The following is a 25,962-nucleotide window of genomic DNA, read 5'->3' as shown; positions in this document are numbered from 1 at the left end:
GTCGCTGCCCGTCCGCGGTCTATCCGAACAGCTTCTGCAGCTCGCGGTCGACCGTCGCGTCGGCCTTGTCGAGCGCACTCTCCGGGTCACCGCCCTTGCGGACGCAGTCGGCGAGGACGTCCTCCAAGGCGGTGATCATGGCCTGGGTCCAGCCGATGTTGTCGAAGTGCCCGAACTCGTTGAACAGCCTGACGCCCTCGGCCGGCAGGCCCGACTTGAGCTTGTCGGCGGACCGGGCGATCGAGATGCGCGGCGGGATGTGGAAGCCGTAGGAGAGCGACCAGTCCTCCTGGTGCTCCTTCTGGTCGATCCACAGCCACTTCACGTACTCCTTGGCCGCCTCGACGTTCTTGCCCTTCGCGTTGACGAACATCGACCAACCGCCGTTGGTGACCGCCTGCTTGCCCGCAGCGGTGACCTTCGGGAAGGGGAAGATCCCGAGATCGTCACCGAGCGCCTGCTGCATCTGCGGCATCGCCCACATACCGCACCACTGGATGGCGGTGAGCCCCTGGTTGAGCGCGGAGGGGTCCCAGAAGTCGGTCGGCGCGTCGAGCAGCAGATCACCGCTGGTGAAGAGCTTGCGCAGGGTACGGAAACCCTCGACCACCCCGTCCGTGTGGTACGCGATCTCGTTCTTCTCGTCGAGGGTGTCGGCGCCGGACGCCCAGATCATCGGGTTGACGACCGGGTGCAGGGTGTTGCCCAGGTAGATGCCCTTGACCTTGTCCGTGGTCAGCTCGGCTGCCGTCGCGAGGAGTTCGTCGAGCGTGGTGGGGACGCCGACACCCGCCTTCTCGAACATCGACTTGCGGTAGAAGAAGAACTGCGGGTCGTCGATCATCCGGACGCCGTAGATCTTCCCGTCGACCGTGTGCGACTGGATGTCCGCCGGGTTGAAGTCGTCCTTGACCGGCTCGACCAGGTCGGTCAGGTCTGCCACCTGGCCGCTCTTGACGAGCTGGATCTGCGGATGGAACTCGAAGACGTCCGGCGCCTTGTCGGTGAGCAGGGAGGCGAACAGCTTGCTCTCGAAGTTGGAGCCCGTGATCCACTGCGTGGTCACGTCGGCCTCCTCGTAGGCCTTGGCGTAGCGCCTGATGGCCTGTTCCGTGCCGGCCTCGCCGTAGGCGTGGAAGTACTGGACCAGGCGCTTGCCCGACCCCGACCCGCCGTCCCGGCCGGTGTTGCCGCCGCACGCGGCGAGCCCGCCGGCGGCAGCCAGACCCATGGCAGCCCGCAGTACGGAACGGCGGTCCCAGTGGTGAGTACTCAATGCCGACATGTCGACGTCCTTGTCTCGAGTACGGCTCGGAAGGAAAGTGGGTGGGGCAGGTGACCCGGGCGGGTGCGGGGGAAGTACGGGCGGCGCCGGCGGTACGGGCGGTACGGGGCAGTGCACGCGGAGCAGAGGGATCTGCGGTGAACGGCGGACGGCGGACGGCTTCCGGCGGTGGTGCGGCGGAGGGTGCGGAAAGGCCTTGCGGTGCCGGACGTTAACCTTCGGCTAAGGCTTCGGCAAGGGGTTGGACAAAGCCCGTAAGAAGCGTTGCGCGCCGTTCGGGATGACGAACGAACCGGCGAATCAAGGGTGTTGAAGCTCGGGGCGCAGGTGGGGCGAGAGGTGTTACGGCTTACCGGCGCTGGAACCGCGGGCCCGCGCGGCCGTGTTGACGCGCGTGCCGTTGCTCTTGCGCGCCGTCTGCAACGCGCCCTCCAGCGCGAACGTCGCCGCGCCCAGGCAGACCGGATCGGTGGGAATGGGGGAGAGCACGATCCGGGTGGCGGCCAGCGGGCGGCGCAGCGCGTGCCGGGTGGCGGCCTCGCGCACCGCGTCGAGCAGGGGCTCGCCGAACGCGGCCGCGACCCAGCTGCTGAGCACGACCACCTCCGGGTTGAACAGATTGATCAGGTCGGCGATCCCGGCACCGACGTAACGGGCGGTGTCCTCGAGGACCTCGACCGCCACCGGGTCGCCCGCGGCCACCCCCCGCGCCAGGGCGTCGATCGTGGCCGTCTGGTCGTCGGGGCGCAGCAGCGGGCTGTGCGGGCTCGCCTCCCGCAGGTTCAGCATGATCCCCGGCGCACCGGTGTACGTCTCGACGCAGCCGCGATTGCCGCAGTGGCACGGACGCCCGTCCAGGACGAGTGTGGTGTGCCCCCACTCACCGGCGCTGTTGCTGACCCCCCGGTGCACCCCGCCGCCCAGGACCAGCCCGGCGCCCACCCCGGTCCCGAGGTTGACCACCACCGCGTCACCGTGCCCGCGCGCCGCCCCGAACCACAGCTCGGCCACCGCGCAGGCGCGCAACGGGTTATCCAGGTACAGCGGGTGGGAGATCCGCTCGGCGAGGAGGTCCTGCAGCGGCACGTCGTGCCAGTCCCAGTTCGGCGCGTATTCACAGACGCCCGTGGCGCGGTCCACCTGGCCCGGCACACTCACCCCGGCCCCGAGCACCCGCGCGGGCTCGATGCCGGCCCGCTCCACCACCGAGCCGACCGCCGAGGCCACCTGGTCCACGACCTGCTCGGGCCGGTTCCCGCCTGGGCGCATCTCCTCGTCGGCGCGGGCCAGCACGTTCAGCGCCAGGTCGAACAGCTCGACCCGGACGTACGTCTCGGCGAGGTCGACGCCGATCAGGGCGCCGCCCGCCGCGTCGACGGCCACCAGGCCGCGCGGACGGCCGCCGGCCGAGTCCTCGAAGCCGACCTCGGTGATCATGCCGAGGTCGAGCAGCTCGCCGACGAGGGTGGCGACCGTCGCGAGACTGAGCCCGGTGGCGGCCGCCAGCTCCTGCCGCGAAGTGGGAGACTCGGCGATGATCTGGCGCAGCACCTCGTAGCGGTTGGCGGTACGGATGTCCCGCGAGGTGCGTTTCACCGGAGGTGCCCCCATCCCTGCCGTGCCGGGCGGCGTCGGCACCGGCGCGCGGCAAGGCTATGGCCGGTGCCGACGTTCGACAAGGGGTTTGGAAAGGGGCTGTACGAAGTAGGCCGGGCCGGCCGGCGACACCGGGCGCGGTCAGTCGCCCAGGACGTCCCGCACGAACGCGTTGCTGAACCTGCCCTCCGGGTCCAGCGACCGGGCCAGGGTCCGGAAGTCGTCGAGCCTCGGGTAGAGGGCGCGCAGCTTCGCCGCCGGGGTGGTGAACACCTTTCCCCAGTGCGGCCGTGCGTCGAAGGGGGCCAGTGCCTCCTCCAGGCGCCGGACCACGGGCAGCACCGCGGGCGTGTCCGCGACCCAGGTGAAGTGGGCGGCCACGGTGTCCCGGTCGTAGGAGGGGCTGAGCCACTGGCCGTCGGCGGCCACGGTCCGCACCTCGCAGGTCTGCAGTACGGGGGAGACCGTCTCCCGGATACTGTCGATCGTATGCAGCATGTCGACGGCGAACCGGCGCGGCAGCAGATACTCCGACTGCAGTTCCTCGCCGCTGCTCGGGGTGAACTCCGCGCGGAAATGCGGCAGCCGCTCGTGCCACGGCCCCGGCACGCCGAACTGGTCCGTGCAGTTGATCGCCGGCATGCCCGGGACGGGGTGCAGCTTCTCGGTCGCGGGCGGTGCCCAGGGGAAGTCCGGCAGCGGCTGGTCCGTACGCCGCTTCACCCACACCTGCCGGAACCCCGGAGCCCTCCAGTCGGTGAACAGGCTCACGCTGTACGCGGCCGACATCACCGTCTCGAAGGTGGCGAGGTCCAGCCCGTCGAGCGGCAGCTCGGTGAACAGGTGCTGCTCGACGTCGAACGCCGGCTCCAGGTCCAGGGTGAGTGCCGTGACGACACCGAGCGCCCCGAGTGAGGTGACCGCACCGCCGAAGCGGGCCTTGTCCTCGCGGCCGATCCGTACCGTCGAACCGTCCGCCGTGACCAGCTCCACCTCGCGCACCACCGAGGAGAGCGGGCCGTTCCTGACCCCGGAGCCGTGCGTGCCGGTGGCGACCGACCCGGCCACCGAGATGTGCGGCAGCGACGCCATGTTCGGCAGCGCGAGCCCCCGCTCGTGCACCCGGCGGGCCAGCTCCGCGTACCGCACGCCGCCGCCCACCCGCACCGTCCGGGCCGTCGTGTCCACGTCCACCTGGGCGGGCAGGGCGTCGAGCGAGAGCAGGACGCCGGCCTCGCCCGGCTCGGCTATCGCGTTGAAGGAGTGCCCGCTGCCCAGGACCCGTACCCGGCTGCTCCCGGCGACCAGCGCGCGCAGCGTGTCCAGGGTGTGCGGGCGGTGCAGCTCCTTGGCGGCGTATGTGATGTTGCCCGCCCAGTTGGTCACGGTCCCGGTCATCGGTCGTCCTTCCCCGAGGTGCGGGACCGGAAAGGTCCCCGCCGGAATTTATCGCGGGGCCCGGGGTACGTGTCGCCCGGCCGCCTCCCCGCGGGGGCCGGTACGGGACCCGCACGGCACCGAGGCCCGGCAGCCGCCCGGAGAACGTACTGTTTTCGCAGGTCCGGGGATGTGCCCCGGATCACGTCGGGGCCCCGGCCCCACGGACCGAGGGGCGGGGGCATACCGTGAGGAGTCGTACGTCCGAGCCGGGAGTCGTACGTCCGAGCCGGAAGGAGACACGGGATGGGCAGCGGCAGCCGTACCGCGCTGGTCGAGGATTTGATGGAGCGGTTCCCGCATGTGCCGCGCGAGGCCGTTTTCAAGGAGGACCTGCTCCGGGGCGGGATCGCCTTCGATCCGTCCGCCCTCAGCGACAACGAGAAGGGCGAGGTCAAACCGAAGTCGTACTTCATCTTCTCCTTCGACCACGGCACCCTGCCCGAGCTGGGTGAGGCCGCGCTCCGGCGCCCGCCCGAGGAGATCATCCTCACCGGCGGCCCCTACGACCTGCGCCGCACCGTCGTCTCCGTGCGGGTGAACCCTGCCTCCCCGTACCGGGTCGCCGCGAACGAGGACGGCGTGCTCGGGCTCTACCTCGACGGGAAGCGCATCTCGGACGTCGGCGTGCCGCCGATGCCCGAGTACTACCGGCACACCCTCTCCAACGGGAAGTCGGTCATGGAGGTCGCCCCGACCATCCAGTGGGGCTACCTGATCTACCTGACCGTCTTCCGGGTCTGCCAGTACTTCGGCGCCAAGGAGGAGTGCCAGTACTGCGACATCAACCACAACTGGCGCCAGCACAAGGCGGCCGGCCGCCCCTACACCGGGGTCAAGGAGGCCGAGGAGGTCCTCGAGGCGCTGGAGATCATCGACCGGTACGACACGGCGAAGGCGTCCACCGCCTACACGCTGACCGGCGGCGCGATCACCAAGACGCTCGCCGGCCGTGACGAGGCCGACTTCTACGGGCACTACGCCAAGGCCATCGAGGAGCGCTTCCCCGGCCGCTGGATCGGCAAGGTCGTCGCCCAGGCGCTGCCCAGGGACGACGTGCAGCGCTTCAAGGACTACGGCGTGCAGATCTACCACCCCAACTACGAGGTGTGGGACCGCCGCCTGTTCGAGCTGTACTGCCCCGGCAAGGAGCGCTACGTCGGCCGCGACGAGTGGCACAAGCGCATCCTGGACTCCGCGGACATCTTCGGCGCGCGCAATGTGATCCCCAACTTCGTGGCGGGCGTGGAGATGGCCGAGCCCTCCGGCTTCACCACTGTCGACGAGGCCATCGCCTCCACCACCGAGGGCTTGCGCTTCTTCATGTCGCACGGCATCACGCCCCGCTTCACCACCTGGTGCCCCGAGCCGACGACCCCGCTCGGCAAGGCCAACCCGCAGGGCGCGCCGCTGGAGTACCACATCCGGCTGCTCGAGGCCTACCGCGCCACGATGGACGAATTCGGCCTGGCCTCGCCCCCCGGCTACGGTGAGCCCGGACCGGGGCGCGCGGTGTTCTCCGTCAGCTCCTTCATGGACAGCCTCCCGGCGCAGGAGCCCGTCGAGGCGTGATCCCGCGAGGGCTGTGAGGGGCTGAGGAAACAAGGAAGGCCGGAACCGAGACGTTCCGGCCTTCCTTACGTATTCTCCGGCGAGGGACGTGAGCGAGAGGCGCGTACGCGGGCGCCGTGCTGCCCGAAGCGGAGACAGCGCTTGTCAGTTGTGTCGAGATCGTGAAAAGCTCGTCCATCGCCCCGAGGGCGCCCAACTGCGCCACCAATGTGGCGGGTTGACCTCGTTCGTGGATGCAGGAGACTCATGCCCGACCTGCCGACCCCCCAGGATGCCACCGAGACAGCGCTGTTCTCGGAGTGTTGGGACGCGGTGCTCTCGTACGCCGATCTCTGCACGGCCGGCTCCGCCGCCGCCGCGCAACTCGCGCGGGAAGCGTTCGCACAGGGCATACGGCAGGTGCGCGAGGCGGAGGCGAGCACCGTGCGCGGCACCGGACGCCGGTCGGCCCGGCTGCCCCGAATACCTCTGCTGCTGACAGCCGTTCGCGCCACTACGGCGGACTGGGAGGACACCGGCCAGGGGCACCGGCTCGACCCCGACCTCAGGCTGTGGCTCCACTCCGACAAGGCCGCCCGTTACACCGGCCCGCCGCTGAGCCGCCCGGTCGCCCTGCGCGGACTGCGCGACCTGCAGCAGGCCGACGCCGAACTGCTCTGGCTGGCCGAGGCGGAATCCCTGCCCCTGCCCCTGGTGGCCCGCCGGCTCGGCCTCGACCCCGCCACCGCGGCCGACGAACTCGCCCAGGTCCGCCGCCTGTTCCGGGACCGCTGCCACCGCAACCACCTCGACTCCCCGATGGACGCCGAGTGCCGCAGCTACGCCCGACTGCTGGACGCCGTCACCCGCTCGCCCGCCGCCGACACCCCCGACGACCTGTCCCGGCACCTCGCCACCTGCGTGCGGTGCGCGGAGGCCGCGGCCTGCCTCCGGCTGCACGGCGGCGGGCTGCCCGCCGCGCTCACCGGCGGGGTCATCGGCTGGGGCGGTCTCGCCTACCTGGAGCGCCGCCGCCGTGCGACCGAGGCGCGCCTCGGCCCCGGCCGCCCCGGCGGCTTCGACACGGGCGGCGCCCCGGCCGACGGACCGGACCGGGCACGGGTCGTCAGGGGCGGGCTGATGGTCGCCGCCGTCCTGGTCTCGGGGCTCGCGCTCACGGTCTCCCTGATGCAGTTCGGCGGTACGGAGGCCGACAGCGCGACCCGCTCCGGCGACGACCGCCAGGCGGTGGCCGACCCGGACCCGTACCCGCCCGCGGGTCCCGGCGCCCCGCCCGCCCCGGCCTCGGACACCGCTCTCTCCGACGGCGGGAAACCACCTGCCGACCCCGCCCCCGAGCAGCGCGCCCCGGACCGGTCGGCCCCGGACAAGGGCACCGACACCGACACCGACCCCGACACCGGCACCGACCCCGACACCGGCACCGACCCCGGACCCCAGGGCAGCACCTCCGCCACGGCCTCCCCGCCCCGGACCACCACGCCCGGCGAACCGGCCGTCTGCCATGCCGTGTACGACCCGGGCAACCAGTGGCCCGACGGCTTCCAGGCCACCGTGACCATCACCACGACAGCGCCCCTCGACTCCTGGCGCGTCGCCTTCACCTTCCGGGACGGCCAGCGCGTGACCCAGATGTGGGACGCCGAAGCGAGCCAGGAGGGCTCCCGCGTCACCGCCACCGCCGCCGACTACAACAAGACGGTCCCCGCCGGCGGAAAGCTCGCTTTCGGCTTCCTCGCGTCCCGGACCGGAAAGAACTCCCCACCCGCCGACATCACCCTCAACGGCCGCCCCTGCGCGACCGGATGACGGGGCCCGGCAGGCGTCACGGCAGATACGGAGAGTGCTCAACCGGCAATCTTGTGCCACAAACCGCAGGTAACCGTGCAACTGCCTTTTCCGAAAAGGCCTTCCGCTTGCACGAGGGTCGGGCATGCTGGAACGTAGTCAGCAGCGACCTTTGCTGCGCGGGAATTGGCCGAGAGCCTGATAAACCATCCAGGCGAACCGCAACCGGCCCCACGTCCCCCGAACCGGCAGTGTGAGGTCGGGCGCGGCCCTCAGCGGCAGGCGCATCAATCCACGTGACGGCAGGTACCCCCGTAGGGCGATTCGACGCTGTTGGGCTGCGTTCACGTAGCTCGGTGTCTTCGCCCAGAGCCGTCCGACCGAAGCACATCAGTGGAGGCTGGAATGCGGAACTTCGGCAGCAAGGCAAAGAGGACAATCGGCTCCGCCGTGGCCGTGGCCGCGCTGGGATTCGCCGTTCCCGCGACAATGGCCGGCACGGCACAGGCCGACTCGAACAGCTCGAATGTCACCCTCACGGGATTCGCGTCCTGTGCCCAGTTCAACGACAATTCGGTACCGGAATCGGTGAGGGTTGTCGTCAACGGTGTGGTCAACAATGTCAACACGCAGCAGGTAAGGTCGACCTCGGTCAACTCTGAGGCCGTTGAAGGCAGGGGAGGCACGTACGGAGCTCTGAGCTTCTCGAACATTCCGGCCGGTGGTGCCATTGCCGCTGCCACGGTCACCTGCCTGGCTCCCGACGGCAACCGGCGGAGCTACACCAACTCTCCCTCGATTACCCGGCCGGCGGACCCCGCCAGCACCAGCCGGGTCATCAACTTCGCATAGCCTCCCTCCTGTAGAACGGGCCGCCGGCGTAGTCGGCGGCCCGTTCGTTGGGTGATTGAAGCGGGAGAGGAGGACGGACGCCGGAAAAGGGTTGGCCGTCCGGGTGACCGGGCCTCTAGGGTGTGGCGTGGAAGGCGAGCAGGGCCGTTGGCTGCTGCTGTTGTTGTTGGCGCGTGTGTGGTGAAAGGGAGGTGTGACCGATGACTGTCTCCGTGAGGGGTGCTGCCCGCATCCGGACGTTCGTTCATCCCACCTCCGTGGCCCTCGGCTGACACTTCTTCTCCTGCCGCGCCTGTGACGCGCGGTGCCGGGGCCGCCCTTCGAAGGGTTTCCCTTGAATTTCTCCTCTTCTCTGTCGGCTTCCTCGCATCCTCTCGCTCCCCTCGGCTGGGACGAGGAGTGGGAGGCCGCGTTCTCCTCGTACGGCGCGCAAGGGCTGCTGCCCGGCCGCGTGGTGCGGGTCGATCGTGGGCAGTGCGATGTCGTCACCGGTGGCGGGACGGTGCGGGCCGATACCGCGTTCGTCACTCCGCACGACCCCCTGCGGGTCGTGTGCACCGGGGACTGGGTCGCCGTCGACCCGGCCGGGGGCACGCCGAGGTATGTGCGGGCGTACCTTCCACGGCGTACCGCCTTCGTGCGTTCCACTTCCTCCAAGCGGTCCGAGGGGCAGATCCTCGCCGCCAACGTCGACCACGCCGTCATCGCCGTCTCGCTCGCCGACGAACTGGACCTGGCCCGGATCGAGCGGTTCCTCGCGCTCGCCTGGGAGTCCGGGGCGCAGCCGGTGGTGGTGCTCACCAAGGCCGACCTGGTGCCGGACCCGGTGACGCTGGGACACCTGGTCCAGGACGTGGAGACCAGCGCGCCCGGCGTGCCGGTGCTCGCCGTCAGCGCGCAGGAGGACGGTGGTGCCTCCCTGCTCGAGCGAAGCCGAGAGCTCGGGGGAGGGCTCGATGTCCTCGCCGCGGTCGCCGCCGGTGGCACGTCCGTACTGATCGGCCGGTCCGGCGCCGGCAAGTCCACGCTCGCCAACGCGCTCCTCGGTGAGGACGTGATGGACGTACAGGCCACCCGCGACGTCGACGGCAAGGGCCGCCACACCACCACCACCCGCAACCTGCTCGCCCTGCCCGGCGGGGGAGTCCTCATCGACACCCCGGGCCTGCGGGGCGTCGGGCTCTGGGACGCCGGCAGCGGTGTCGGCCAGGTGTTCTCCGAGATCGAGGAGTTCGCCGAGGGCTGCCGCTTCCACGACTGCGCCCATGAGAGCGAGCCGGGCTGCGCGGTCCTCGAGGCCGTCGAGACCGGCGCTCTTGCGGAACGCCGGCTGGAGAGCTACCGCAAGCTGCTCCGGGAGAACCGGCGCATCGTCGCCAAGACCGACGTACGCCTGCGTGCGGAGATCCGCAAGGACTGGAAGCGGAAGGGGGCGATCGGCAGGGCCGCCATGGAGGCGAAGAGGGGCGGTGGCAGGCAGTTCTGACGTCTGCCACCGGCAGGTTCCGGCTCCTGCGGCGCACCTCCGTTCGTGGCCTGCCCGCCGGCCGCTCACCTTCATGTCCGATTTCCGCCGGTCGGGGTCCTCCGGCCGGCGGAGACTGGACGGTGTGATGGACGAGGACAGCAGGTACGAGGCGGTGCGCAGCCGGGACGGGCGGTTCGACGGGGCGTTCTTCTTCGCCGTGGGGACGACCGGGATCTACTGCCGTCCCAGCTGCCCCGCGGTCACGCCCAAGCGGCGCAACGTGCGGTTCTTCCCGACCGCCGCTGCCGCGCAGGGCGCCGGGTTCAGGGCCTGCCGGCGGTGCCGCCCGGACGCCGTTCCCGGCTCCGCCGAGTGGAACGTACGCGCCGACGTCGTGGGCCGGGCCGTGCGGCTGATCGCCGACGGCGTCGTCGACCGCGAAGGCGTCGCCGGACTGGCCGCACGGCTCGGTTACAGCGCCCGGCAGGTGCAGCGCCAGCTCACCGGCGAACTCGGCGCCGGGCCCGTCGCGCTCGCACGGGCGCAGCGCGCGCACACCGCGCGCGTGCTCCTGCAGACCACCGGGCTCCCGGTCACCGAGATCGCCTTCGCCGCCGGGTTCGCCAGCGTGCGGCAGTTCAACGACACCGTCCGTGCCGTGTACGCCGCCACGCCCAGTGAGCTGCGGGCCGCCGCGCCCCGCGGCGGCCGGGCCGCCCGCCGCACCGCCACCCCCACCGCCGGCATTCCCCTGCGCCTCGCCCACCGCGGCCCGTACCGGCCAGGCCCCGTCTTCGACCTGCTGGAACGCGAGGCCGTCGAGGGCGTCGAGGACGTCACCGGCACCCCGGGCACCCGCACCTACCGGCGTACGCTCCGGCTCCCGTACGGCACCGGCATCGCCGCCGTCGACGAACACCCCGGCACCGCGCGCACCGGCTGCGGCGCGCACCCCGGCGGCTGGCTCGACGCCCGGATCCACCTCACCGACCTCCGCGACCTGACCACCGCCGTACAGCGGCTGCGCCGCCTGTTCGACCTGGACGCGGACCCGTACGCCGTCGACGAACGGCTCGGCGCCGACACGCGGCTCGCCCCGCTGGTCGCCGCCCGGCCGGGACTGCGCTCGCCGGGCACCGCCGACCCCGACGAACTCGCGGTACGGGCCCTGGTGGGCCGTGACGAGGCCGCACGGCTGGTCCAGCGGTACGGCAAGACGCTCGACGCCCCCTGCGGCACCCTCACCCACCTCTTCCCCGAACCGGCCGCCCTCGCCGGCGCCGAACCCGAAGGCACCCTGGGCGCGCTCACCGCCGCCCTCGCCGACGGCGCCGTACGCCTCGACCCCGGCGCCGACCGGGACGACGCCGCGGACGCCCTGCGCGCCGTTCCGGGTCTGGACGCCCGTACCATCGCCGGGATCCGCACCCGTGCCCTCGGCGACCCGGACGTGGCCCCGCCCGGCCCCGACCTGCCCGACAACTGGCGCCCCTGGCGCTCATACGCCCTGAACCACCTGCGCGCGGCAGGGGAGTTGGAGTACTCATGAACACCACGAAACACACCCCGACACACACCCCGACGGGCACGATGACGAGCGCGACGGCCGGCGGCGCGGCTGTTGTGGACACCTACTGGACCGGTGTCGACAGCCCCCTCGGGACGCTGCTGCTCACCGCCGGCCCGGACGGGGCGCTGACCTCGCTCTCCGTGCCCGGTCAGAAGGGCGGGCGCAGTGTGCGGGAGGCCTGGCGGCAGGACCCGGGACCGTTCCGCGCCGCCGAGGAGCAGCTCGCCGCGTACTTCGCCGGTGAGCTCAAGGACTTCAGGCTGCCGCTGCACACCGCCGGCACCCCCTTCCGGGAGAAGGTCTGGGCCGCGATCGACGACGTCCCCTACGGGGCGACCGTGTCCTACGGTGAGATCGCCGCGCGGATCGGTGCCCCCAGGGCCGCGGTACGGGCCGTCGGCGGGGCGATCGGTGCGAACCCGCTGCTGATCGTGCGCCCCTGCCACCGGGTGATCGGCGCCGACGGGGCACTGACCGGCTACGCGGGCGGCCTGGACCGCAAGGTCCACCTGCTCACCCACGAAGGGGTGCTTCGTGCGTAGCCGGGGGCCGGTGGGTTTCAGCCCCAGATCACCGCGCCGAGCCACGCCGCCGTGATCAGCAGGCAGGTGAACAGTTCGGTCAGTACGCTCCAGCCGCCCGAGCGCATCGCCGTACGCGTCGCCGTCACCGCTTCGCCGTGACGGCCCAGGCGGATCCGCTCGCAGGTGTAGATCCCGGCCACGAAACCGGGGACCGCGCCCAGCACGGGCACCAGGACGAAGCCCAGGAGCGACCCCGTGCCCGCGTACGCCAGCACCCGGCCGTCGACGCCGCCGGCCCGCAGCCGACGGGGTGGCAGGGTCCAGCGGACCACCTGGGAGAGGAACAGGACGACCGTCGCCCCGACGAGCACCCCCCACGCCACGGGCCGCGGGTCCTTCAGCGCCCACCACATGATCGCGGCCCACACCAGCCACGATCCCGGCACCCCGGGCAGCAGTACTCCGCACAGACCGAACAGGATCACCAGTCCGGTCAGCAGGAGATCCCACGCTCCCATCTGTCCAGGGTGCCGGAGGACGGCCGGAGGCGCAGATCAGGTGCGGGGGACGCGCACCGATCCCTCGCATCGAACAGATACGCCCCCGCGTGTTCCGAGTGGCCGGTGTGCCGTGTGTCGCGCGGTGCCGGGAACCGATTTTCCGATGCTCCGTTTCCATCGGGCCCGCGCGGTGGACAATTCAAGGTATGAGCGAGCAGGGAGGCAGGTCCACCGGTCACGAGGACGACTGGTGGGGGCAGTTGTACGACGGCGCCACCGAGGACACGGGCTCCGCACCCGTACCCGATTCCCTGGACGACCGCTTCGACTCGGCGGCCGGCACGGTGAACGAGACGGTCGGCGGCCCGGTGGACGGTCCGGCGGACGTGGAGCGCTCCGCGGGGAACTCCTCCGGCACCCCGTTACCCGCTCCGAGGCCGGTGCCCGGCGGCGGGACGCCTCCCGTGCGGCCGTCCGGCCCCCGGCCGTCCGGTGGCCGCACGCCCCGCCCGCCGGAAGGGCCACCGCCGCCATGGCCCCCGCTGGGCCGTACGACCTCGGCGACCGGCTTTCCCGCCCCACCCGACCACGCCCCCACGCCTGTGCCCGCCCCCGACCCCACCCTCACCGACGTTCTCGCCGACCCCCGCGCCCCGGGCCCCGTCCAGCCCGTGGAGCCGCTGCCCTCGCCGCGCGGCCACGTGGGCTCCCGGCCGCCCACCTACGACACCGAGCCCACCACGCTGCCCGCCGCCGACCCCCACGAACTGGACGATCTGGTCCCGGACACCGTGCTCGACGGAGCCCGGTACGGGGCCTGCACCCTGCGGGCCGCCTCCGTACGCGGCGACTCCGCGCGGTACCGGGGCGAACTGCGGCGGGACGCCCTGCTGACCGCCCGGTTCGGCAGCGGGGACCGGGCCCTGGTGCTGGTGGCGGTCGCCACCGGCGTACGGGGCACCCCCGGGGCACACCGTGCGGCCGCCGAGGCCTGCCGGTGGATCGGCAAGGCGGTGGGCCTCAGCCACGCACGCCTGGCCGAGGACATCAGGGCCGGCCGGCGCGGCGACCTCAAGTCGGGGCTGCACCGCCTCACCGACCGGACCCTCGGCAGGCTCCGGGCGGGCGCCGCCGAGCAGGGCCTCGGCCCCGAGGCGTACGCGGCCACCCTGCGCTGCCTGCTGCTGCCCGCAGACCCCGAATGCCGGACCCGCGTCTTCTTCGGCGTCGGTACCGGCGGGCTGTTCCGGCTGCGGGACGGGGCGTGGCAGGACATCGAACCGAAGGCCGCCCAGGCCAGGGGCGGGGCCGTCCTCGGCTTCGGCTCGCCGCCCTCCGAGACCCCCGAGGGTGACCGGCTCACCATGGACCTCGGCATACCGACACCCCCGAGCCCGTACGAGCCCGCCCCCGAACCTCCGCGTGAACCCTTCCGCTTCCGTACGTCCGTCGCCCGCCGGGGTGACACCCTGCTGCTGTGCAGTCCGGGCCTCGCCGACCCGCTGCGCGGCGAGGCCGAACTCGGCGCCCACCTGGCCACACGGTGGTCCCGTCCCGAACCGCCCGGCCTCGCCGCGTTCCTCGCCGACACCCAGGTACGGGTCAAGGGATACGCGGACGACCGTACGGCCGCCGCAGTCTGGGAGGCGTGAGCGCTCCGAGTGTGACTCCATGGAACCCGAACGGAGATCCGGGGATTCACGGACACCGAAGGGGCACCTGGGAGCCATGGCCAAACAGAACGTCGCGGAACAGTTCGTCGACATCCTGACCCGCGCGGGAGTCAAGCGTCTCTACGGCGTCGTCGGCGACAGTCTCAACCCCGTCGTCGACGCGGTGCGCCGCAACTCCGCCATCGACTGGGTCCACGTCCGGCACGAGGAGACCGCCGCCTTCGCCGCCGGCGCCGAAGCGCAGATCACCGGCAGGCTCGCCGCCTGCGCCGGCTCCTGCGGGCCCGGCAACCTCCACCTCATCAACGGACTGTACGACGCCCACCGTTCCATGGCCCCGGTTCTCGCCCTCGCCTCGCACATCCCGTCCAGCGAGATCGGCCTCGGCTACTTCCAGGAGACCCATCCCGACCAGCTGTTCCGCGAGTGCAGCCACTACAGCGAGATGATCTCCAGTCCGAAGCAGATGCCCCGGCTGCTGGACACCGCCATCCAGCACGCGGTCGGCCGTTCCGGTGTCAGCGTCGTCACCCTGCCCGGTGACATCGCCGACCAGGCCGCCCCCGAGAAGGCCGTCGAAACGGCCCTGGTCACCTCCCGGCCCACGGTCCGCCCCGGCGACGCCGAGATCGACCGCCTCGTCGACATGATCGACGAGGCCGAGAAGGTCACCCTGTTCTGCGGCGCCGGGACGAGGGGCGCGCACGCCGAGGTCATGGAGTTCGCCCAGAAGATCAAGTCCCCGGTCGGGCACGCGCTGCGCGGCAAGGAGTGGATCCAGTACGACAACCCGTACGACGTCGGCATGAGCGGGCTGCTCGGCTACGGCGCCGCCTACGAGGCCACCCACGAGTGCGACCTGCTGATCCTGCTCGGCACCGACTTCCCGTACAACGCCTTCCTCCCCGACGACGTGAAGATCGTCCAGGTCGACGTGCGGCCCGAGCACCTGGGCCGGCGCTCGAAGCTGGACCTGGCGGTGTGGGGCGACGCGCGGGAGACGCTGCGCTGCCTGATCCCGCGGGTCCGGGCCAAGGACAAGCGGAAGTTCCTCGACCGGATGCTGAAGAAGCACGCGGACGCGCTGGAGGGGGTGGTGAAGGCGTACACGCGCAAGGTGGACAAGCACGTGCCGATCCACCCCGAGTACGTGGCCGCCGTCCTGGACGACATCGCCGACGGCGACGCGGTGTTCACCGTCGACACCGGGATGTGCAACGTCTGGGCCGCCCGCTACATCTCGCCCAACGGCCGCCGCCGGATCATCGGTTCGTTCTCCCACGGCTCGATGGCGAACGCGCTGCCGATGGCGATCGGAGCACAGTTCGTCGACCGGGGCCGGCAGGTCGTGTCGATGTCCGGCGACGGCGGATTCTCCATGCTGATGGGGGACTTCCTCACCCTGGTCCAGTACGACCTGCCGGTGAAGGTGGTCCTGTTCAACAACTCCTCCCTCAGCATGGTCGAGTTGGAGATGCTGGTCGCCGGACTGCCCTCGCACGGCACCGCCATGAAGAACCCCGACTTCGCCGCCGTCGCCCGCGCCTGCGGTGCCCACGGGGTGCGCGTGGAGAAACCGAAGGAGCTCTCCGGGGCGCTGAAGGCCGCGTTCAAGCACAAGGGGCCGGCCCTCGTGGACATCGTCACCGACCCCAACGCGCTGTCCATCCCGCCGAAGATCAGCAAGGAGATGGTGACCGGCTTCGCCCTGTCCGCCTCCAAGATGGTGCTGGACGGAGGGGTCGGCCGGATGGCGCAGATGGCACGGTCCAACCTGCGCCACGTTCCGCGCCCGTGACGGCGGCGGCCGAAAGCACGGGCGTTCAGCCCGGGCGGGGCGCCCAGCGGCGGTGGGAGGTGTCGTACTCGTAGCGGGGCAGCCCCTCGATGCCGCTGGTGCGGAACGGACGGCCGTCGTCGTCGATCCGGACGGTGCCGGAGCGGCCGCCCGAGGACCAGTCCAGTTCCAGGTACCAGCGGCAGTCGCAGCCCGTGGTCGTGGCGGTGACCTCCAGCACCTCCGGGTCCTTCACGGAGACCCGGTAGGGCATGCGAACCGCCGGAATCGGCGTACCGGCGTCGTTCCCGGCGACCGCGCGGGCGATCGGCCGGTCCTTGTCCAGGTCCACCGCGAAGTACCGCGGGGTGAGGGCGCCGCCGCAGCCCTGGTCCATGGCGTACGCGTTCCCCGGAGCGGGATCGGTGCGGCCGGTCACCCGGACCCGCAGTGCCGTGAGGACGACGGCCGTGTCCGACGTTCCCTGTACGGACAGTTTCACGATCGTCTCGCCCCCGTGCACCGCCGCCTGCGTCGCCGCCCAGGTACCGGCGTCCTGCGGGACCGGGGGCGGCGGCACCTGGGCGGGCGGCTTGGCGACGACGTAGTCGTGACCGCAGCCGAGAGCCCAGGCCTGGGAGTCGACGGTCCAGGCGAGGGGCGTACCGGCGGGCGCGGAGGAGCCCCCGGAGGAGCCCCCGGAGGAACCTTTGGACGAGGCTTCGGAGTCGTTCCCTCCGGCCCTCCCGGAGGGGTCACCGGGAGCGGCCGGGCCGGCCGGCCCGCGCCCGGTTCCGGGGCCGTCCGGTGTGCGCTCCGGGCGGCCGGACGAGGGGGACGCGGAGGCGGGCGGCGACGAGGCACGCAGGCCCGGTGCCGTGGGGTCCGCGGAGGCGGTCGGCACGGAGTCGGCGGTGGCCCGGCCGCGGTCGTCGGGGGAGGAACGGTGACCGTCGGGCAGCGCGGCCAGCGTGCCCACGGTGGCGAGTAACGCACACGCGACGGCCAGGGCCCCCGCGACGCGTTTGCGCCGGTACCAGGGGCGGGGGAGGGGGCGGCCGGCCGGAGGGTGGGGACCGATGACGACGCCCGTGTCCAGGAGTGGTCGATCGCTGCGGCTGCCGCTGCCGCTGCCGCTGCCGGTGGTGGACAGCGTGGCCACGCCCTCAGCCGCAGCCCTCGCCCCCGCTTCGGGCGTGGCCCTCGTCTCCGCCCCCGCGGCCGTGTCCGCGTCGCCCCTCGCTTCCGGCTCGGCCCCCGCCCCGGCCCCCGCCCCGGCCCCCGCCCCGGCCCCCGCCGTCTCTCCCGCTCGCGGTCGTTTCCGTGCCGCGACGGCCAGGAGCCAGTGGCGGTGGAGTTCCAGGCGTTCCGGGCCCGACGCCCCGCACAGGGCGGCGAAGCGTTCCACCGGGGCGAAGTCGAGGGGGACGGCCTCGCCCGCGCAGTAGCGGTGCAGCGTGGAGATGTTCATGTTCAGGCGGCGGGCCAGCGAGCCGTAACTGCGGTCCGTGCGTTCCTTCAGCTCCCGCAGCCGAGCCGCGAACTCCGCCACGTCGTCCTGTGCCGACACCTTCACCCCGCACACACTCGTTGGGCCGAACGGGCCCGGGACGGTATCCCAGGCACCCCATATACCTGCACGTCAGACGGGCTGGGACGGTTCCATGCCCTGGGGCGGGCCGCCGAGGCTTGCGCCGGCCGCCCGGGACGGCGGATGCTCCTGGCGTCGCCCCGACGGCCACCGGAGGGACCATCCGGACCATCCCGGCAGCACCCGCATCCCACCACACTCCTCACGGGGGACACCCATGTCCATGCGCATTCGGGCCGCCGCGCTCTCCGCCATCACCGTCCTCACCCTCGCCGCCGTCACGTCGCTCACCGGACCGGCCGGAGCCGCGCCGGCCACGGACGCCGTCCCGAAGGCGAAGGCCGCCGCGCCCAAGTTCCTCGCGGCGTCCCAGCTGCCGCCGCACCCGTCGTCCGCGTGGACGGCGGGACCCGTCACCGACGGCTTCCCGATCGAGCTCGCCCACTGTCTGGGCGAAGACGGCATCCCGGCCTACGACTACCGGCACCGGGTCTTCCACACCGAGCTGGACACGGGCGCCGTGCAGGCCACGATCGTGACGGGCTCGGCAGCCAAGGGCAAGGCGCTGGCCGCCCTGATCAACAAGAGGATCCGTTCCTGCGCGGACCGCATCGAGCGGTCCGACCCGGAGATCGAGGCCGAGGGCCGGTACTACGGCTCGCTGCCGGTCGAGGAGGGCGCGCAGGTCCACGGGCTGCACACCAATGCCTCCTGGGGCGCCACCGACATCCACCTGCTGTCGGTGGGACGGGACGGCAGGACGGTCACCCTCGTGAGCTGGGGACAGATGGGCGACTTCGGCGACGCTCCGGTGGCCGCCTTCAAGAAGACGACGACCAAGGCCGTCAACAAGCTGTACTGACGCCGGAAGGCCGCTGTCCCCAAGGCCGCTGTCTCAAAGGAACCGCCCGGAAGGGCATGGTCCGCAACGGACCGCACGACCACCGCGAATCCGGGGTCGTCCTCTCGCCACGGGGGTCGGGAGGACGACCCCGTACACGTGTGTGGCCGTTGAAGTTCGGCCAATAACCGGCCTTGACGATGTCGCATGACTGGCGCGTGGGTGACGGGGCATGGATTCCCACGGACGTGTTCGAGCCGCAGGGGGAATCGACACCGGAACGCGGGCGGGGGCCATGAGAATGCAGGTACAAGGGGGTTGTCCCGGCACGGCGGGGACCGGCTCGGTGACGGCCGTGAAAGGGACGGCCGACGGGGACGGGGGGCGGGCACCGAAGGCGCAGCTGAGCCGCCGGCTGGGGCGCGCGGACCTGCGGGCGGTGCCCGAGTCCCGCCACGACCTACGACAACTGCTCAGACACTGGGGAAGGCCCGGACAGTCGGATACGGCCGAACTGCTCACCACCGAGCTCGTCACCAACGCGCTGGTCCACACCGACCGGGCGGCGGTCCTCACCGCCACCGTCGGGCCGCGGGGATTACGGGTCGAGGTACGGGACTTCGTGGACCACGAGCCCCGGCCACGGGTACCGGACGCCGACGACGGTACGCACGGCCGTGGACTGGTCCTGGTCGAGTCCCTCGCCGACGCGTGGGGGATCAGGGCACACGGGGTGGGCAAGGCGGTCTGGTTCGAACTCGACGCGGACGCCGCCTGACACGGGTATCAGCACCGGCACAGACACGGACACCTGCACCGGCACACTGAACGGGGCGGGCCACGGCCTGTGCGGCCGTGCCCCGTCCCGTTCAGTGCGCCTCCCGTCCCGCCGACGTCAGCCGAACTGCTGTTCCAGGTCCTTGAGCTTGCGCTCGAGGGAGTCCAGGCGCGGCAGTGCCTGGGTGTCGTCCTCCGCGGTGAGGTCGACGGTCATCGCATCGGGACCACCGCGTACCGGTTGCAGAGAGGGACGCGAGCGTACGGGCAGGACGGCCTCCGGCGCCGGTATGGCAGGCTCCGTGGGCACCACGTCGTCAGCCCGCTCCACCGTCGGGGCCTCCATGGGACGGCCACCGCCGCCCACGAGGGCGCGGTGGCCCCGGCTGATGGCTTTCAGCCGGGCCCGCTCCGCTCGCTCCTGGCCGCGCCGGCGCCGGCGAGTCTCGTCCTTCTGACGCTGGTCCTCGCGGACCTCCTCGACCGCCTCGTCGAGGCTGCGTACGCCCTCCAGCAGCATCAGCGACCAGGCACGGTACGTCTCCCGGGGGGCCCGCAGCCAGCGGACGATGCGGATCTGCGGCAACGGACGCGGCACCAGGCCCTGTTCGCGCAGGGCGGCCCGGCGGGTCTGCTTCAGCGCGCGGTCGAACAGCACGGCCGCCGACAGGGACATACCCGCGAAGAAGTGCGGAGCGCCCGCGTGCCCCATGCCCCGGGGGGCGTGCACCCAGTTGAACCAGGCCGCGGCGAACGCGAACGTCCACACGAGTATGCGGGAGCCGAGCGCGGCGTCGCCGTGGCTGGCCTCGCGCACGGCGAGCACCGAGCAGAACATCGCCGCGCCGTCCAGACCGAAGGGCACGAGGTATTGCCAGCCGTCGGACAGGCCGAGGTTCTGCTCACCGAAGCCGACCAGACCGTGGAAGGAGAGCGCGGCCGCCACAGCGGCACAGCAGAACAGCAGGATGTAGGAGACGGTGCCGTACAGGGCCTCCTTGCGCCTGCGGCGCTCCTCGCTGCGCTCCCACGAGTCGTCCCCGCTCGTGTCCTTGACCGAGGAGCGCTTGCCGCGCGCGAGCACCGCCACCGCCGCCAGCATGCCCAGGAGCAGCACGGCGCCCGGAAGCAGCCAATTCAGCGATATGTCGGTCAGTCTCATCCAGGGGTCCCTTGCATTGGGATAGGGCGTAACGCCCGCCATAGTGGCCCAATGTCGCCGTCCTGCAGGGGATTTCGGGGCAAGTGGCCGCCATTGAAGCGCGAGGGGGTACCCAAGGCGGCATTCTGCTCGAACTGACGTGTGAGGTGCGGAAGTTGAGTTCGAGTGAAACTACCCGCACGGGTGGTTCCGTGAATGCACCTTGCGGAAGGTGAGGAAATTTTGAAATCTCTGTGACCTTCGCGGTGACTCGGAGCCGGGCGGGCCGACGGGCGAACGCGGGTGCGCCGGTGCCCGACGCAGCGTCAACTGGCCTTCGCCACCTGCATGTTGATTTCTCCGGTGGTCATGCTGACGACCTTGCCGACGACCGCCCTGCCGCTCGCCTTTCCGGCGCCGCAGGTGCGCGGGCAGTTGGCGCAGATGTCGTCGGGGCGCAAGGTGTAGAACATGCAGCAGCTGATCCGGTCCCGGGTGTGCGTGGCTTCGCCGCCCGGCCCGGTGACCGGGCGGAAACCCGCCGCGCCGACGTACGGCTTGGTCGCACCGGGCAGCAGCAACTCCAGCTCCCGCAGGGCCCGCTCCTCCTCGCCCAGCAGTTGACCGATGTACCGCAGGCTCTCCACGACCTCGTCGGTCGCCATGCCCCACAGGGCACGGCCGCGACGGCGCATCCTCGGGCCGAAGCCCGCCAGGACGGGTTCGAGGTGCTCGGCGACGGAGACGCGCACTTCGGCCCGCAGGGCCTCCTCGTCCACCACCACGCGGGCGCCGGGCAGCGCGGCCGCCGGATCGTCCGGGAGGCAGGCGAACGATTCGGGGCGTACGGCCATGCGGCCCACGGCGAACCCGGCGGCGGAGCGGTCGAAGGAGACGTGGGTCACGGGGTAGCGGGGCACGCGGCGGTGCAGGAACCACGGCACGGTGATCAGCAGGCAGGCGGGCCAGGCGTAGCGGTGCAGGCCGAAGCTGGCGACCACGTCGGGGCGGGCCTGCTGTCCGTAGTCCCGCAGCACCTGGCTGTCGTCCCAGGACAGGAAGGCGTCCAGGGCGGAGCCGTTCTCCCCCTCGGCGAGAGCGTCGGCGGACACCCAGGTGCCGCCCCGGGGCGTTTCCTCGTCGGCGGCGAGTTCCGTGACGGCGAGTGCCGGGAAGGCGTCCGCCAGGCGGGCGTACGCGTCCGCGACGGCCGAACCGGGTACTGCCATGGGACCACCCCTTCACGTCTCGCCGAACCGGCCCGACACCGGAATGGCAAAGGTAAGCCTCACCTTACCCAAGATCGTTGAGGTGTGAACCGTGGGGCCCGTGCCCGTAAGGTGCTTGACGAGCGGCTGACAAGCCGCCGTAATGACCCCAAGTACCGAAACATCCGGAGGAGGACCCCGTGAGGCAGGGCACGAAGGGCTTCGCAGGGGCGGGTGACACCGCGACCGGGCAGGACGGCAGGGCACCGGGCCCAGGCGCGGACGTGGACCCGCGCACGGGTGCGGGCCCAGGCGCGGGCAGGGCCAGGATGCCCGCCCAGTCCGGCGTACGGGGCCGGGAAGGCGACGCCGTACCCGGTCGGGACGACGCCGTACGCGGTGAGCACACCCACAGCGAACCGGCTGCCGTCCTTCCCCGGCCCCGGACGCCCGTCCAGCGGTCCTCCGTGCGCGGGCAGGTCCTCGTCGCACTGCGCACCGCGCTGGTGACGGGTGACCTGCGGCCCGGTGTGGTGTACTCCGCGCCGGTGCTGGCCGAGAGGTTCGGGGTCTCCGCGACACCCGTCCGGGAGGCCATGCAGCAACTCGCCCTGGAGGGCGCGGTCGAGGTCGTGCCGAACCGGGGCTTCAGGGTCGTCGAGCGGGGCGCCCGGGAACTGGCCGAACTGGCCGAGGTCCGGTCACTGATCGAGGTTCCGGTGGTGCTGCGGCTGGCCCGTACGGTGCCCGCCGAACGATGGGCCGAACTGCGTCCCCTCGCCGAGGCCACGATCCGCGCCGCCTCCTCCGGCTGCCGGGCCACCTACGCCGAGTCCGACCGCGCCTTCCACCGCGCGGTGCTCGCCCTCGCCGGCAACGAACAACTGGTCCGGATCGCCGAGGACCTCCACCGCCGCGCCCAGTGGCCCCTGGTCGGGACTGCCCTCGGCCCTCTCGGCCGGGTGGGGCTGGTGACCGACGCCCACCAGCACACGGCCCTGCTGGACGCGCTGATCGCGGGCGACCGGGACGCGGTGCGGTCACTGGTGGGTGAACACTTCACCGGCGCGGTCTGAACGGCGGCCGCCCCGCAGTACTCGGCGCACGGTACGGAGCCCGTGCGTGCGGGGGCCGTGGGTACGGGGGGCCGTGGGTACGGGGTCCGGACCCGCGGGCGCTCCTACGCCGTCGCCGCTCCCGGGGCCGGCGGGGCCAGCTGACGGGACAGCCAGGTGGGGACGCCGCCGAGCAGGCGCAGCAGCCGGCGGGCCTCCTCGCGCAGGCGGGACGCCTCCGGCTCGGTCTCCGTGTCGGCGAGGGAGACCAGGGCCGGGGCCGTGCCGACCAGGTAGCCCAACTCCTCCCGGATTCGCAGAGATTCGGCGAAGCCGTGCCGCGCCTCCACCAACTCGCCCTCCCGCAGGGCGAGTCCGGCGAGGTGCCGCCAGGTGCCGGAGAGCAGCAACGGGTCGGCGTGCGCGGTGGCACCCGCGTGCGCGCGGAGGTACGCGGCGCGCGCCGACTGCGGGGAGCGGGACAGGTTCTCGGCGATCAGTCCGCGCCGGAAGTCCAGCAGCGCCCGCGCCGGGGCACCCGGAGGGATCAGCGCCGCCGCGCGCCCGAGCGCGGCCCGCGCTTCGTCGGCCCGGTCGCGCACCACGAACAGGGTGGCGGCGTAGGCCAAGTACCCGCGTTCACAAGCGGCGGCGCCCCGTTCGTCGTCGGTGTCGGCCAGCGCCTCGGCGGTACGCAGCGCGTCCTCGGCCTCGGCCCAGCCCGTCTCCGTGTACAGGCACCGCTCCACCAGGAGCGACGACCGCTGCAGCGCGGCGGCCGCGGTGTCCGGGGTGAGCAGGGCGGCGGCGTCGGCCCAGCAAGCGCGCGAGCGCAGCCGCCATACCGCGGTCTGGAGGGGATCGTCACCAGCGGTCGTTCCGTTACCAGACATGGCGGTGTGCGCCACGTTGCCCTCCCCGAGCACGCCATCGAGCTGTTGAGTGGTGGCCGCATCTCAGCACGAACAACGGGGTCGGGCCAAGAGGGTGGGTGAAGGATTTCACAAAGTCGTGGATCAACGGGCACGAATGGTGGAGTGCCCGACGGCGCCCGCGACACCCCACCGGCGCACACCCCCCACACGCGCAACCCCCGCCCCGCGCGACCCTCACCACCCCCGCCACGCGGCCGCCGGGCCGTCAGCTCATGCGGAGGGCCAGGAAGAAGTCCAGCTTGTCCTCCAGACGGGACAGGTCACGGCCCGTCAACTGCTCGATGCGGCCCACCCGGTACCGCAGGGTGTTGACATGCAGGTGCAGCCGGGCGGCGCAGCGGGTCCAGGAGCCGTCGCAGTCCAGGAAGGCCTCCAGGGTGGGGATCAGCTCGGCGCGGTGGCGCCGGTCGTAGTCCCGCAGCGGGTCAAGGAGACGGGCGGTGAAGGCCCGGCGTACGTCGTCGGGGACGAAGGGGAGCAGCAGGACGTGCGAGGCCAGCTCGTGGTGGCCGGCCGCGCAGACCCGGCCCGGCCGCGCCGCGGCCACGCGCCGCGCGTGCCGCGCCTCCTCCAGGGCCCCGCGCAGCCCCTCCGCCGAGTGCACGGCCGCGCTGACCCCGAGGGTGAGCCGCCCGTCGCCCTCCAGACCGGCCGTCAGCGGCTCCCGTATGGACTCCAGCAGGGCGTCGGCGAGAAGTCCCCGCTCGTCGGCACCGTCGTGCTCGCTCGCCACTGCGGGCAGCGGGACGAGCGCGACCGCCTCGTCCCCGGTGTGCGCCACCGCGATCCGGTCGGAGTGCTCGGGCCCCGTCGACGCCGGGTCGACCAGGATCTCCTCGAGCAGCGCCTGTGCCGCCGCGCCGCCCTCGGCCCCGCCGCCGTCCCGGTCGACCCGTGCGACGACCACCTGCCAGTGCGGCGCGGCCCCGAGGCCGGGTACCAGCACCGGCGCCGCCACGCGCAGCCGGGCCGCGACCTCGGCCGGCGCGGCCCCCGCCTGCACCAGCTCCAGCACCTCCTGCGCGAGCCGGCGCCGTACCGTGCGTGCCGCGTTGCGGCGGTCCCGCTCGACCACGATCAGCTGGGTGACCCCGTACAGCAGGTCCAGCCGCTCCTCGGCCCAGTCCCCGGCGTCCGCCTCGACCACCAGCAGCCAGTCCGACAGCACAGTCTCCCGGCCGTCCCGCAGTTCCGGGGAGGCCGGTGTGCCGTGCCCGCCGGGTCCGCCGTGCGGGGCCTGCGGGGCCTGTGCGGTCTGCGGGGTGGCCGCCACCGTCGGGGCCGTGGATCCGCCGCCGTGCACCGGGAAGAGGCTGTACGTCGTCCGGTCGTCCAGGGTCACCCGGTGCGGTCCGGGACGGCCGCTGCGGGCGGCCGCCAGATGCTCCGCCGCGATCCGCACGCACACGTCGTCGGGCAGCCGCGGCCCCGCCTTCGAACCGGCGATCAGCCGCCCGGTGGGCGAGAGCACCCACGCCCGCAGGTCCAGGTCGCTGCCGAGCAGGTCGAGCACCACGTCCGGGCCGCCGCCCGCCGGGCCCGACGTCATCAGCCGCCGGTGCCGGTCCACCACGGCCGCGAGGTCCCCGGCCCGCTCACCGGACACCTGCCGTACGACATGCTCGGTGACCGTCGCGAAGGCCACCGACTCGTGCACCGCGAACAGCGGCAGCCGGTGCCGCGCACAGGCCACGACCAGGTCGTCCGGGACGGCGCCCAGCTCCGCCTCGCCGGCCGCCAGGGCGGCGACCCCCGCCTGCACCAGACGCTGTACGAACGGCTCGGAGTCGGCGGCGTCCCGGCGCCAGGCCAGACCGCTGAGCACGAGTTCCCCGCCGGAGAGGTAGCGGCTGGGGTCCCTCAGGTCGGTGGTCATCACCCCGTGCACGGTGCGGTCCAGCTCGTCCTCGCCGCCGAGCAGCGCGAGCCCCAGCGCGTCGGTCTCCAGCAGTGCGCGCAGCCGCATTCTCGTCGCCGCCGTTCCCTGTCTCGATGTGTACCGATGTCTACGATGGGCCGTGGAAGGGCCCGTGGAGGGCCTTCCACACAGCGCCTGGGCGCTTTCCGTGCGGTGTCCGGGCGGCCTTCCGTGCGGTGTCCGGGTGAGTGGCCGATCCGGCACGGCCGGCCGTCTCCCGGACTGTGTCCTCCGTGTCTTCCGGGTCCGTTGTTTCCGGAGGAAGGCAAGGAGGTTATTGAGGTCCTCTTTTCATATGAATCTACAAGATGCCCCCGTTGGCCAGCCAACTCCTTCGGGTCTTTCGTGACTGACCCGGGTGGAGCAGCGGGCGGTGTACTGGGCCCACTCCGCGTGAATCCCCATATAAGGAGCCGGGCCCCCACACACGGATTGGCTCGATCCGTACGATCCA

Annotated in this window: 20 protein-coding genes; 11 read left to right on the top strand and 9 right to left on the bottom strand. The window is 72.3% G+C overall.

What is annotated here, in order from left to right:
- Positions 1-19: 19 nt before the first annotated feature.
- From ACFYQA_RS13680 to ACFYQA_RS13670, 3 genes are all read right to left on the bottom strand, one after another.
- Entirely contained in the window at positions 20-1,285 is a 1,266-nt protein-coding gene (locus tag ACFYQA_RS13680) for an ABC transporter substrate-binding protein (protein WP_388916076.1), read from the bottom strand.
- Between the two features lie 342 nt (positions 1,286-1,627).
- A complete protein-coding gene (locus ACFYQA_RS13675) occupies positions 1,628-2,896 on the bottom strand; it encodes an ROK family transcriptional regulator (RefSeq protein WP_388916074.1) in 1,269 nt (422 codons plus the stop codon).
- A gap of 126 nt (positions 2,897-3,022) precedes the next feature.
- A complete protein-coding gene (locus ACFYQA_RS13670) occupies positions 3,023-4,279 on the bottom strand; it encodes an FAD-binding protein (protein ID WP_388916072.1) in 1,257 nt (418 codons plus the stop codon).
- 285 nt (positions 4,280-4,564) lie between these two features.
- Here ACFYQA_RS13670 and ACFYQA_RS13665 point away from each other — a divergent pair, with 285 nt between their 5' ends.
- From ACFYQA_RS13665 to ACFYQA_RS13640, 6 genes are all read left to right on the top strand, one after another.
- The gene (locus tag ACFYQA_RS13665; RefSeq protein ID WP_388916070.1) at positions 4,565-5,890 is read left to right on the top strand and encodes a radical SAM protein; all 1,326 of its coding nucleotides are present in this window, start codon (positions 4,565-4,567) and stop codon (positions 5,888-5,890) included.
- A gap of 246 nt (positions 5,891-6,136) precedes the next feature.
- Positions 6,137-7,699, top strand: a complete 1,563-nt coding sequence (locus tag ACFYQA_RS13660; protein ID WP_388916068.1) for a cellulose binding domain-containing protein — start codon at positions 6,137-6,139, stop codon at positions 7,697-7,699.
- Between the two features lie 384 nt (positions 7,700-8,083).
- Positions 8,084-8,530, top strand: a complete 447-nt coding sequence (locus tag ACFYQA_RS13655; protein ID WP_388916066.1) for a hypothetical protein — start codon at positions 8,084-8,086, stop codon at positions 8,528-8,530.
- A gap of 334 nt (positions 8,531-8,864) precedes the next feature.
- Entirely contained in the window at positions 8,865-10,016 is a 1,152-nt protein-coding gene (gene rsgA, locus ACFYQA_RS13650) for a ribosome small subunit-dependent GTPase A (protein ID WP_388916064.1), read from the top strand.
- Between the two features lie 127 nt (positions 10,017-10,143).
- Positions 10,144-11,547 carry an AlkA N-terminal domain-containing protein gene (locus ACFYQA_RS13645; protein WP_388916150.1) on the top strand — a complete coding sequence of 468 codons (1,404 nt, stop codon included), beginning with the start codon at positions 10,144-10,146 and terminating at the stop codon, positions 11,545-11,547.
- Between the two features lie 41 nt (positions 11,548-11,588).
- The gene (locus tag ACFYQA_RS13640) at positions 11,589-12,110 is read left to right on the top strand and encodes a methylated-DNA--[protein]-cysteine S-methyltransferase (protein WP_388916147.1); all 522 of its coding nucleotides are present in this window, start codon (positions 11,589-11,591) and stop codon (positions 12,108-12,110) included.
- A gap of 17 nt (positions 12,111-12,127) precedes the next feature.
- Here ACFYQA_RS13640 and ACFYQA_RS13635 read toward each other — a convergent pair whose 3' ends face one another.
- A complete protein-coding gene (locus ACFYQA_RS13635) occupies positions 12,128-12,610 on the bottom strand; it encodes a DUF456 domain-containing protein (protein ID WP_388916061.1) in 483 nt (160 codons plus the stop codon).
- A gap of 188 nt (positions 12,611-12,798) precedes the next feature.
- On the opposite strand from ACFYQA_RS13635, the gene ACFYQA_RS13630 reads away from it, so the two are divergent.
- Both ACFYQA_RS13630 and ACFYQA_RS13625 read left to right on the top strand, forming a co-directional pair.
- Positions 12,799-14,244 (top strand): protein phosphatase 2C domain-containing protein, encoded by a 1,446-nt coding sequence (locus ACFYQA_RS13630; RefSeq protein WP_388916058.1) that lies wholly within the window; start codon positions 12,799-12,801, stop codon positions 14,242-14,244.
- Positions 14,245-14,320: 76 nt separating this feature from the next.
- Positions 14,321-16,063, top strand: a complete 1,743-nt coding sequence (locus tag ACFYQA_RS13625; protein WP_388916055.1) for a pyruvate dehydrogenase — start codon at positions 14,321-14,323, stop codon at positions 16,061-16,063.
- Positions 16,064-16,088: 25 nt separating this feature from the next.
- On the opposite strand, the gene ACFYQA_RS13620 is transcribed toward ACFYQA_RS13625, so the two are convergent.
- Entirely contained in the window at positions 16,089-17,618 is a 1,530-nt protein-coding gene (locus ACFYQA_RS13620) for a helix-turn-helix domain-containing protein (protein WP_388916052.1), read from the bottom strand.
- A gap of 232 nt (positions 17,619-17,850) precedes the next feature.
- On the opposite strand from ACFYQA_RS13620, the gene ACFYQA_RS13615 reads away from it, so the two are divergent.
- On the top strand, positions 17,851-18,495 hold the full coding sequence (locus tag ACFYQA_RS13615) for a hypothetical protein (protein WP_388916049.1): 645 nt from the start codon (positions 17,851-17,853) through the stop codon (positions 18,493-18,495).
- A 334-nt stretch (positions 18,496-18,829) separates the two neighbouring features.
- Positions 18,830-19,252, top strand: a complete 423-nt coding sequence (locus ACFYQA_RS13610) for an ATP-binding protein (RefSeq protein WP_388916143.1) — start codon at positions 18,830-18,832, stop codon at positions 19,250-19,252.
- Positions 19,253-19,369: 117 nt separating this feature from the next.
- Here ACFYQA_RS13610 and ACFYQA_RS13605 read toward each other — a convergent pair whose 3' ends face one another.
- Both ACFYQA_RS13605 and ACFYQA_RS13600 read right to left on the bottom strand, forming a co-directional pair.
- Entirely contained in the window at positions 19,370-20,413 is a 1,044-nt protein-coding gene (locus tag ACFYQA_RS13605) for a DUF2637 domain-containing protein (RefSeq protein ID WP_388916046.1), read from the bottom strand.
- Positions 20,414-20,718: 305 nt separating this feature from the next.
- Positions 20,719-21,621, bottom strand: a complete 903-nt coding sequence (locus ACFYQA_RS13600) for a (2Fe-2S)-binding protein (protein ID WP_388916043.1) — start codon at positions 21,619-21,621, stop codon at positions 20,719-20,721.
- A 179-nt stretch (positions 21,622-21,800) separates the two neighbouring features.
- Here ACFYQA_RS13600 and ACFYQA_RS13595 point away from each other — a divergent pair, with 179 nt between their 5' ends.
- Positions 21,801-22,676, top strand: a complete 876-nt coding sequence (locus tag ACFYQA_RS13595; RefSeq protein ID WP_388916040.1) for a GntR family transcriptional regulator — start codon at positions 21,801-21,803, stop codon at positions 22,674-22,676.
- 104 nt (positions 22,677-22,780) lie between these two features.
- On the opposite strand, the gene ACFYQA_RS13590 is transcribed toward ACFYQA_RS13595, so the two are convergent.
- Together ACFYQA_RS13590 and ACFYQA_RS13585 are read right to left on the bottom strand one after the other, a co-directional pair.
- Complete coding sequence (locus ACFYQA_RS13590; RefSeq protein ID WP_388916038.1) at positions 22,781-23,548, bottom strand: hypothetical protein; 768 nt, start codon at positions 23,546-23,548, stop codon at positions 22,781-22,783.
- A gap of 247 nt (positions 23,549-23,795) precedes the next feature.
- Entirely contained in the window at positions 23,796-25,556 is a 1,761-nt protein-coding gene (locus ACFYQA_RS13585; protein ID WP_388916034.1) for a PucR family transcriptional regulator, read from the bottom strand.
- Positions 25,557-25,962: the final 406 nt, after the last annotated feature.

It is taken from the genome of Streptomyces sp. NPDC005774 (assembly GCF_042871645.1).
GTDB lineage: Bacteria > Actinomycetota > Actinomycetes > Streptomycetales > Streptomycetaceae > Streptomyces > Streptomyces pratens.
Note: the sequence above shows the minus strand (reverse complement) of the source record. Positions and strands in the feature narration are given on the sequence as shown.